The sequence below is a fragment of the Aeromonas sp. R4-3 genome (assembly GCF_040908275.1).
Classification (GTDB): domain Bacteria; phylum Pseudomonadota; class Gammaproteobacteria; order Enterobacterales; family Aeromonadaceae; genus Aeromonas; species Aeromonas rivipollensis.
Genome location: NZ_JBFODK010000034.1, coordinates 1 through 4,732 on the forward strand (window position 1 = coordinate 1; position 4,732 = coordinate 4,732).

5 protein-coding genes are annotated in these 4,732 nt (G+C 45.1%); all 5 read right to left on the bottom strand.

All coding sequences use genetic code 11. The features are described 5' to 3' along the window. Positions 1-19: 19 nt before the first annotated feature. A complete protein-coding gene (locus AB5Y91_RS11790) occupies positions 20-1,633 on the bottom strand; it encodes an IS1634-like element ISAs25 family transposase (protein ID WP_010674210.1) in 1,614 nt (537 codons plus the stop codon). 30 nt (positions 1,634-1,663) lie between these two features. Beyond that, on the bottom strand, positions 1,664-2,599 hold the full coding sequence (locus AB5Y91_RS11795) for a relaxase/mobilization nuclease domain-containing protein (protein WP_368169878.1): 936 nt from the start codon (positions 2,597-2,599) through the stop codon (positions 1,664-1,666). 89 nt (positions 2,600-2,688) lie between these two features. Beyond that, positions 2,689-3,117, bottom strand: a complete 429-nt coding sequence (locus tag AB5Y91_RS11800; RefSeq protein ID WP_323906200.1) for a hypothetical protein — start codon at positions 3,115-3,117, stop codon at positions 2,689-2,691. A gap of 430 nt (positions 3,118-3,547) precedes the next feature. Further along, positions 3,548-3,847, bottom strand: a complete 300-nt coding sequence (locus AB5Y91_RS11805) for a hypothetical protein (RefSeq protein ID WP_149153961.1) — start codon at positions 3,845-3,847, stop codon at positions 3,548-3,550. Between the two features lie 141 nt (positions 3,848-3,988). Next, positions 3,989-4,396, bottom strand: coding sequence for an H-NS family nucleoid-associated regulatory protein (locus AB5Y91_RS11810; RefSeq protein WP_069785062.1), 408 nt, complete (start codon positions 4,394-4,396; stop codon positions 3,989-3,991). Positions 4,397-4,732: the final 336 nt, after the last annotated feature.

The following is a 4,732-nucleotide window of genomic DNA, read 5'->3' on the forward strand; positions in this document are numbered from 1 at the left end:
CCGACATTCCGCACCTGATTTAGGAATAAATTTGCCGATAGCGCTCACCCAATACCTCCAAAATGATCTGCTGGTCTCCTGTTAGCTCCGTTACTTGTGGCGGAGCTTCTCCCAGTCGATATTCATGGATGCCACCAAAGCGCAAAAAGATCCAACGGGCCGTCGGCTGCTGGGTCGGTTTCTTTTTCATATCCGCCACACTGCGATTCTGCTCCACTAATCCCTGCCGGATCCGGTGCTCCAACGCTGCGTAAATCATCAGGCTACAGGTCATCACCATGAGCAACGCTTCAATCCGCTCCGGCTTTTTCAGGTACAGTGAGGAGGTTAAAAACTCCGGGCTCTTGAGAAAACGAAAGCCCCGTTCGACATTCTGCTGCGCTTTATAGGTGGCCAAAAGTTCGGCCATGGTCAGCGTATCGCTGTGGTCATTGGTCGCCAGGATGAACACCCCGGTCTGGTTGCGGGCCTCTTCAACGCAGGCCAGGCTAGTTGCCGCCAACCCAGTGATTTGAAACTGATGGCCAATTGGCTCTTCGCCACGCTTGGGTCTGCCACGTCCTGTATAAACGGGTTCACCTACCACTTCGGCATCCAGTTGCAGCAGCATCAAGCTGGCGGTAAAACAGCTCAACTCAGCTTGGGCATCCGCCTCACAAGCAAAGCGTCGGGCACACAATTTGGCGAAGGCTTTGAGCTCGCGGGTACTGTCTTTGAGCAGGTTTTTGGCCAATGTCTGCTGCTCGCGGTGGCTGGCTTGTTCGCTGCGCACCAGCAACCAACGTTGCGCGACCCCGGCATAATTCGCGTGTTGCCAACGGCCATGATAGCCATTGCCCAGAGCGGTCAGCGGTTGTGCACCTATGGTTGCCACGGCCTGCTTTGCCTCATTGAGAGTGACGGGCACCCGGGTCACAAATAGTTGCTGCTGTTGCGCCAGTAATTGCAAGGTATCGGCGCAGTACAGTGCGGCATCGCCGACCAGATAACGGCACTCCTGCGCGGCCTTGAGACTGCTCAAATGGCGACGAACGGTCTGGGCAAAGGCTTTGGTGTCATTACTATTGCCGCTCAGGGCCTGCATATAGACAGGTAGGCCAGCCTGATTTTCACAGATGAGCTCAAGGATCACTTGATTCAGCTCTGGCCGGTGATCACGACTATAACCACGCACCAGTTGCAGCTTACCGACCAGATCCCCATCGGCACAGTCATAGGCGCCATCGACGTGGAAGCTGGTAATATCGAGGTGCACTGCGGTGCTTTTGAGCCCCAGCCGCTCGACAACTTGCGCCGCCATCACCTGATACAAGGCGCTGACATCGGCCTCAAAGAGGGCATCGAGACAGCGACCGAGCACATCATCATTGAGGTCATCAGCACAGATCCCGGGGCCAATCAGGCGCTCAACCGGCTTGTTAGCAAAGAATTGCGGGAACATGTGCAGGGTGCTGCTGTGAAAGCCGAGGCCGTTCACTATCATGGCGACCAAGGCTTCACCATGTGAGACCTTGAAAGGCGGGGTTTTGGGGAGCAAGGCATCGATCATGCGGGCAATGCCCAGTTCCTGGCAGAGTGCGGCGACCAAACCAAGGTGATCGAGGTTACGGATCGAGATAGCGGGTGCGGCCATGATGATCTACCTGCAAAAGAGAGTAATAGATCAGAACGGCCGATCGCCGTCAAGCACTGAAAATAGCAAAATCAGGTGCGGAATGACGGATCTTTTCATCTTGGCATATTGTTTTTTAGTACAACGAATCAATGCAGTAAATAGTATAACCTTAAGCTCGCTTAATTGATTTGATTCACCTAATTGCAAATTTAAATCATCTCGCCGAGGTGAATATTCAATGCCCTGGTCGAGCAGCTTAGACCAGGTAGCCCGCAATCTCTTAACCTTAGACCCTGATATCCATTTCTTACCGTCTATACTATAACAAATACCTTTTGGCTCGTGATTATCTGCTCTCCTCACCCTGACCATTACATTATGCTCACGCAACCCAGTGACAAATTCAGTCATGTTGTTTGGCTGGTTTTTAAAAACCACGTCCATTGCATCCCTAATTATACAGGCGGGATCATGCATAGCATGAAAGCTCCCTCTACCACGGCCATTTTTAATATTGACTATGCTATACTCATGACCGAAATTTGCTTCAGGACTTTTACAGTTCGCCAATCCCAATTCAATTTCTATTTTTCGAGCAGCGTCAACTCCCCGAGCGTAGTCATTACTATCATCAACTAAGGTTCTGTCAAGTTTTACTCTACATGCCACAACATGTACATGTAGAGAGCTTGTATCGCGGTGTATAACAGATGTCCATCGAGTATCGCTACCATATCCCAATTCACTCATTAGCAGCCTAGCTGCAACTAGACATTGATATGGCGTTAATGATTCATCGGGGCTCAATGATAGTGAATAATGTGCACATAGTTGGTTTCCTGTGCCTGCATACAATGATGCCTGCATATTCAACTCCATGAGTAGTGGCCCGATGTCATAATCAGAGACCTCACCTCTTTCATTCAATGTAATATTTGGTCTATTAATTACACCACCACCGAGATGATAAACCTGTGATGGCATGGATTTTCGTTTCCTACCAATATGTATAGCTCGGTAAATGTAAGACAGTCTGTACTGGAAGTATTGGCCGAACCTGTGTTTTTCAAAATTCATTTCAACTTCACTCCAATCAGAGCTTTTTCAATTCCTACAAACAAAGAATTTATAGATGAGAAAGCCTGCATCACTGGAGAGTTATCACTACTGTCAGTAATAAGTTTATAAACGTCACTACCAACTTTAGCTTCAGCTTCAGCTTGTCTAATCAGCAAAATGATTTGATTTAAATTCGATGATATATTGTATAACCCTTCGAGCAATCTCACACGATCATCATATGAAAAATCTGGTGAGATATTACTGTCTGGTTCCCTGAGAGCCAAAAACCGAATCAGGCTAGACTTTTTGGGAATACCATAGGTTTTACTATGCTTAGTTAAAACACGTTGCTCAGCTGCATTAAATGAGATTCGGAGTATTAAGCTGCGTTTTTCGTCAGCTGATTTTTGGGGTCTACCTGAGCGTGGTTTTATGTTCATTGCGTGCACCTTTATAATAATTATTAGTAGTGTTATGCATTTTTTTCAAACCAACCAATTTAATAGACATTAAAACATAGCTGGTTTAGAGTTTTTTCAAAAAATATACAATAGATTTATACGAAGTCACATTAAGAAATGAGCTAAATTATTCGGTGATATTTAATACTCACTCTAATTATAGTATTGCAAACACTAAATATAATATCAACAATTTTTTGAGCTAAATTATTAATTTAACGACTAACGTTATCAATGGCATTGGCGAAAGTTAATATTTAAAATATGAAATTAACTAGACTTACATGGTGAATTTAATTTTCTTCCGTGAAATTAAAACTATGACATAGGCTGATTAAAGTTATATAGAAAGGCATGCTCTCATCCTAGGACAGACATACCTTTTCTAGATCTAGCCGAACCAATGATGTCATATAATCTCAAGACTGTGAGATAAAAGCCTCCCAAATGATTGATCATCAACATAACCCGCATGATCATTTTTACGCATATTTTTTATCTGACTCAGCACAGTAAAAAAGCACTCCTCACATAGATGCACCTCATATGCCGTACCATCATGTTTCGAACCATAACCCCATTTTGCAGTCAGGGCTCCAAACTGAGGATTATACAAATTTGGGTTCATATGTGGGGTTGTGCTTTTATGGCATACGTCACACTGAATATCAGCTATAACCTCAACCTCTTTTGTGGTCATTATTTTCATCGAACACTCGCGATACATGTAGAGTAATGGACGAATAGCATTAACAAAAATGTCTCATGCCACCCTAAACAAAATTTATTATAGTAGAATGAATAAAAAAAGCAGCCTTACGGCTGCTTTCAATACCACTATAATTGTGGATTAGATCAGATAATCCTCTAAGGACTTTCCGCTAGCAACGCCCTCAGCGATGGCTTTCGGCATACGGCCCTGACCAGTCCAGGTTTTTTCCTGGCCATCTTCGTGATACTTGTACTTTGCGGGGCGCGGCGCTCGCTTGGACTTTTCCATTCCGTCAGCTTTCGACGGAGCAGCACTACCAACCAGTTCGCTGGGGTCAATCCCTGCGTTTTTCAGCATCTCGCTGAACTCCGCCAGCTTACGCAGACGTTCAGCGTTTTCTTCCTGATATCGGAGCTCAGCAGCCTCACGCTCTGCAAACACCTCATCAAATTTGCTCTTAATCTCGACCAGTTGTTCGAATGGCAGTTCACGCAGAGCAGCCCGGAGACTACGAATGTTCAGCAGTGTTTTGATAAAATCATTCATGGATATCACGCCTAAAAAGTTATTTGTTTATCGCCTAGCATTATCTCCTAGCTGTAGTTTGGTGCCAATATTTTTCGATAAATTATTTGAGTTGCACAGGGAGGGTATGTTTGTTCGTTCAATGTGTACTGTATGCAATCCTCTCACCGGAGATCGACCTTCAACGGGTTCCATTAGTTACTGCTAGACTAGTTTATTCATGCTGGCAGGGATCTGGTGATGACGACAATCATTCTGCTAAGGAAGGTGCGAATAAGTACCCTATGTGCCAAAACTAAAAAGTTTAGCCATTTAATATCAATAATTTAGAATGGTGTGTTTTTGTGCCAAGTGACT

Coding starts and splice junctions, on each gene's coding strand:
- AB5Y91_RS11810 (WP_069785062.1), bottom strand. CDS start 4,396: ATGAATGATTTTATCAAAACACTGCTGAACATTCGTAGTCTCCGGGCT.
- AB5Y91_RS11790 (WP_010674210.1), bottom strand. CDS start 1,633: ATGGCCGCACCCGCTATCTCGATCCGTAACCTCGATCACCTTGGTTTG.
- AB5Y91_RS11800 (WP_323906200.1), bottom strand. CDS start 3,117: ATGAACATAAAACCACGCTCAGGTAGACCCCAAAAATCAGCTGACGAA.
- AB5Y91_RS11795 (WP_368169878.1), bottom strand. CDS start 2,599: ATGCCATCACAGGTTTATCATCTCGGTGGTGGTGTAATTAATAGACCA.
- AB5Y91_RS11805 (WP_149153961.1), bottom strand. CDS start 3,847: ATGAAAATAATGACCACAAAAGAGGTTGAGGTTATAGCTGATATTCAG.